The following is a 5,071-nucleotide window of genomic DNA, read 5'->3' as shown; positions in this document are numbered from 1 at the left end:
CAAAATTTGCTAACGCTGGTTTGATGGGGTTATCGCTCAACGCACCCCATGGTGGTAGCGGCAGCCTAGTGGTTGATTCTGCCTGTTCAGCTACTCAACTCGCGACCGGTGTAGCTGCTGGTTCAGAAATGATCGGGCTTGATATTAACGGTAATATCGTTGAAACCATTCTAGAAATGGCTAAAGCCAAAGGTAAGGCAACCGGATTAGTTTCTGATACCCGTATTACTCACGCGACTCCCGCGGCATTCGCAGCCCACGATTGCCGAGCAATTGATTGAGTCAGGTAATGTCGATGTTTTACTCTCTGGCGGTGCGCGAGTATTTTTACCGTCAGATATTAAAACAGATCTCGCCGACCAAGCATTAATGAAAGACCTAGGAATGCCGACCACCAGTTTCGGTAAATCTAAACGTAATGACGATCGTAACCTAATCCTTGAAGCCAAAGCAGATCATGGCTACGAATTAGCTTTTACCAAACAACAACTCGCCGCCCTCGACGGTAATAAAATATTAGGCTTATTTGCTAACTCAGGTATGGCCGATGGCATTGCGTATACCGCCTGTAGCAAAGACAATAGCTGTATTGAACCGTCGCTGCGTGACATGACAATCAAGGCACTTGATGTATTAAGCCAAGATCCCGATGGTTTCTTCCTCATGATTGAAGGCGGTCAAATAGACTGGGCTGGTCATTCTAATGACGCCGGCACTATGTTGCATGAGTTAATCAAATTCGATCAAGCGGTGCAAGCCGTCTACGACTGGGTTAAAGACCGTGAAGATACCTTGGTAATTGTTACCGCCGACCATGAAACTGGCAGCTTTGGCTTAAGTTATTCGCGCAAAAATTTACCTGAAGGAAAGTTCCTTGATGGTGATGGTATGCAAGGTCGAGAATATAAACCTAACTTTAATTTTGGTCCACTGGCGACACTCGATAAATTGTATGCCCAAAGTGGCACTTTTTATAACATGATGAGTGCTGTTGATTCAAACTGGGACTTTAACGGCACTACCGGTCAGGAATGGGCCGATGTTATTAATCAATATAGCGCGATTAAGGTTACCGCAGAGCAAGCTGAGCAAATACCTCAGCGCGAAGTTAATGAATATCAGGTGCCAGGTCACAAATACCTAGATGCCAGCGAATTCCCGAAAATCGTCGATTTTAAAGAATTCTACGTTTATGGCGATGAGCTTCATGGCAACTTAATTGGCCGCACCCTAGCCGCTGATCAAAATGTAGTTTGGGGCACGGGCACTCATACTGCTGCTCCTGTTCCAGTTTATGCTTTTGGACCAATGGGGGTGATTAAGCAATTCTCGACCATGCAACATCACGTCGACCTGGCTAACAAAATGATCGCAGCGCTAATCGAGCCATAATTTGTAGCTCGGTTAAAAATTAACAAACAAATTAACAAAGACACTCACTGTTAATTGTTAAATCAGAGCCTCTTAACTAAGGTTAAATAACCTGTATAGTTAAGAGGTTTTTTATTATGGCAGTGGTAAGAAAACGACAAATCAGCTTGCAAGATACTCCGTATTATCATTGTATTTCCCATTTCATTGCTTATTCTAGTCAATAGTTAAAAATATATACCTTTCTCGATCACGTATGGATCACTTTCTAATATAATTATTAATCTGAATTCAATAAGTTAAGTACTCCTAAGTCCATACTTTAAATTTCAAACATTAGGCCATTTAGCCCTTATTTTCGTCAGCTAGCTTGTCAGTGTTTGGCTGAGTGAGTTAGCATCAAAACAGTCACTAACTCTACTTGTTGTAATAGCATAAATAAACATACCTTAGCCTCTATTAGTAATAATAAAGGCTAAGGTAATTTAGCTTAAGCCGATTGGCTTAGATGATATCCCTGCTCTGTGCACTTATTTTTTCCATTCATTGCTGGTGTCAGGCTTATTACCTTTGGTCCACCATTTTGCGGTATAAACGATATTGTTATATGTTGCTTGGTCACCGCCGTAATATACGGTAGCTAGATCCCATTGTGCTATATCTGTTGGTGGCTCTGTCGGCGGAACTGGCTCGGTAGGAGGAACAGGCTCAGTCGGTGGAGTAGTTGGCGGCTCTATAGGCGGCACAGGTTCAGTCGGCGGAACTGTTGGTGGAGTAGCTGAAACTATCGACCATGGTCCGCCATCTGAAGGTTTGTCTCCTTGGGTCCACCACTTAGCTTTATATTGCTGCTCTAAATAAGTAACTAGCGTATTTGCTACATATACTTTGTTAGCAGTCCATTCAGTGTCATTTGTTGGTGGCTCTACTGGATCAGTTATTTGATCAACTATGCGCACAGTTGGCCAGTTAACATGTGACTGATAGAAATTCGTCACACACTTTTCATAGTCACCTGTAACAAGTGCTGAATATGCCGTTTGATAACCCACTAATTTACATTCAAATGAGAAACCACCGGGGCGATCAGCGTAATATTGCCAGTCACCTTCCCAATTGGTGTAAAGTACATCTTCGGCATTGCTTAAATTCAGGCTACCGAAAGGGGTTTGTTGCCAACAGGTATTCTCTTCATCCGCTTGTTTAATTATTTGATAGTGATCAGATAATCCTACCCAGTAGCTAATGCGGTTAACCGGTTGTCCCTTGTCTTGATTCTGCGCGCCACATTCTATGCCACCATTAATAATATTAATCGTGGTACCAAAGCCATAACCAATACCTGCTGCTAATTCGGTTGCTGATGGTTGCCAAGTACGGTCAATAACATGCAGCATTGCCGGTTTTGGTGCTTGTGGTGTTAAGAAAAACCATACAGCGGATGCTAAGTTTAACCAAGAGTCAGCAACCTGTGCTGGGTCGTTAAGTAAAACGGTGGCGTCGCCATCAAACATGACTTCTGAAAAGGCGCCATAGTTGAAGTGATAAGATAACTGCTTTGCTCCTCGGCCAAAGTAGCCTTGATTTGGCGCACATGGCCAGCGTCTGTTTTGCCAATCGTCTTGTCCACAACCTGTGGTATAGCCTTTTTCGCCCTCAGACCAGCCCATTTCACGTACATGTACTAGGGCTTGCTGCCACTCTGCTAATTGAGCGGGATTATCAGAGGTATTATCTGGTGATATATGGCCGCCAGTTTCTTGAGCAAAGTGAGCAAAAGCGGTAACAATCGATTTTTGACAGATAGCATCGGCATCGCGGTTATCGCTATAGTCGCCACAAAAAGCAGGGAATTTTCCTATAGCCTTGAGAAATCGAGTATAAGTGTATTCTGGTGCAGCCATTGCGGTTAAAAAATTCCATTCATGCTGACCAAATACTCTTTCTGCTCGCCTTACATTTTCAGGGTTGGCCGATGAGTTAGGTGTAATAGCATTAACAATAGTATTACTTTGTGTTCTTAACGCTTGAGACCATGTTTCATACATTGGGTTTTGTGTTTTTGCTTGTTCACTTGCTAATATATCTGTCTTAGCAAGTATGTAGCCGTTTGGGGTGTCAGGATCTACCTGTGGCTGGGTAGCACTTATCGATAGTGAGGTGCAGAGTGCAGCCATTATGGCTGGTTTTATCAAGTTTTTAGTATTCATCAGTTAGCCTATTATTATTGTAGATGTTGTTTTTTTAACTGGTCGTTAACTTTTTTGTAATAAATCAGCTTGATATTTATACTTAATGACAGCGTTGTCAAGTGGGTTTGAGGATATTAAGTAGAGGTCAGACCTATTTTGTATTAATTTGGCTAGTTGCAATTAATTAAACAATTAATGCTGTTTTTGCGATTATCTAGCCAGCTATACTGGTTTCTGAGGATAAATAATTGTGAAGTATTAGCTTTTGTTTTTCAAATAAACTGCTTCATAACGCTAGTTAATATGGTGGTTATTCAGCAGCTGAACAAGTCGATAAATATAGTTGAAATCGCTCTAACATCTTGCCAATGTATGTGAGAATAGGTCAACTTTCTTCATTGGATCACCAAGTATGTCAGTATTTGAAATCAAACACCCACTAGTACAACACAAAATCAGCCTAATGCGCGCCAAGGATATGAGCACACGGGACTTTCGTCAATTGTCTGCTGAAGTAGGTAGCTTATTAACTTATGAAGCGACTAAAGATCTTGAGCTAGAAGACTTTCAAATGGAAGGCTGGGATGGTGAGTTAACAGGTCAACGTCTCGTTGGAAAAAAAGCCACTGTAGTACCAATTCTACGCGCCGGCATTGGCATGTTAGATGGCGTATTAGAGCTAATGCCAAGTGCAAAAATCAGTGTTGTAGGTCTTTACCGCGATGAAGAAACGTTACAGCCTGTTACCTATTTCGAAAAATTAACCAGTGATATCGATCAACGTATGGCTTTGATCATCGATCCTATGCTGGCTACTGGCGGCTCAATGAATGCGACCATCGACATATTAAAGAAAGCCGGCTGTACTGACATTCGTGCGCTGATTTTAGTGGCGGCACCAGAAGGTATTGCCAAAGTACAAAGTGCTCATCCAGATGTCGATATCTATACCGCCTCAATTGATGACCACTTAAACGAGAATGGTTATATCATTCCGGGACTTGGCGATGCTGGCGATAAGATATTTGGTACCAAGTAATTGCGGTTAAAGTAAGCTGCCAAATACAGCGCTATTTGATAGCCGTGAATAGACACGTTAACTAACAAATAGCTAAATCACTACAGAGTAAGTCTTATGTCGGAATCTTATTTAAATCAAAGTAGCTTTAATCAACCTGCTTGGCGAAATGCCCTTGCCGGTTTACAAATGCTGTTTGTCGCCTTCGGCGCACTGGTGTTGATGCCATTAATTACCGGGCTAGATCCAAGTGTCGCGCTATTTACTGCAGGTATTGGTACGTTATTATTTCAATTCATTACCAAACAGCAAGTGCCAATATTTTTGGCTTCTTCCTTCGTTTTTATCGCACCCATTGCCTATTCAGTGCAAACTTGGGGTGTTGCCGCTGCTATGGGCTCTTTATTCGTTACGGGTTTAGTCTATGTGCTAATCGCTGGAATCGTTGCCGTTCGTGGTGCTGGATTTTTACATAAGCTAATGCCACCAG

3 protein-coding genes and 1 pseudogene are annotated in these 5,071 nt (G+C 42.3%); 3 read left to right on the top strand and 1 reads right to left on the bottom strand.

Features of this window, described 5'->3' with window-relative positions:
• A pseudogene (locus HRT50_RS17740) lies at nucleotides 1-1,392 on the top strand (alkaline phosphatase); the annotation flags it as partial.
• 509 nt (nucleotides 1,393-1,901) lie between these two features.
• Here the strand turns inward: HRT50_RS17740 and HRT50_RS17735 are convergent.
• Nucleotides 1,902-3,548: a chitinase gene (locus HRT50_RS17735; RefSeq protein ID WP_291616972.1), complete on the bottom strand. Its 1,647-nt coding sequence runs from the start codon at nucleotides 3,546-3,548 to the stop codon at nucleotides 1,902-1,904.
• 427 nt (nucleotides 3,549-3,975) lie between these two features.
• Here HRT50_RS17735 and upp point away from each other — a divergent pair, with 427 nt between their 5' ends.
• Together upp and HRT50_RS17725 are read left to right on the top strand one after the other, a co-directional pair.
• Nucleotides 3,976-4,602, top strand: coding sequence for a uracil phosphoribosyltransferase (upp, locus tag HRT50_RS17730; protein WP_291616968.1), 627 nt, complete (start codon nucleotides 3,976-3,978; stop codon nucleotides 4,600-4,602).
• A 168-nt stretch (nucleotides 4,603-4,770) separates the two neighbouring features.
• The coding region (locus HRT50_RS17725; protein WP_291616970.1) for a solute carrier family 23 protein at nucleotides 4,771-5,071 on the top strand (301 nt) is incomplete at its 3' end.

The sequence above is a fragment of the Colwellia sp. genome (genome assembly GCF_013215345.1).
Lineage (GTDB): Bacteria > Pseudomonadota > Gammaproteobacteria > Enterobacterales > Alteromonadaceae > Colwellia.
Note: the sequence above shows the minus strand (reverse complement) of the source record. Positions and strands in the feature narration are given on the sequence as shown.

Coding starts and splice junctions, on each gene's coding strand:
- HRT50_RS17735 (WP_291616972.1), bottom strand. CDS start 3,548: ATGGCTGCACTCTGCACCTCACTATCGATAAGTGCTACCCAGCCACAG.
- upp (WP_291616968.1), top strand. CDS start 3,976: ATGTCAGTATTTGAAATCAAACACCCACTAGTACAACACAAAATCAGC.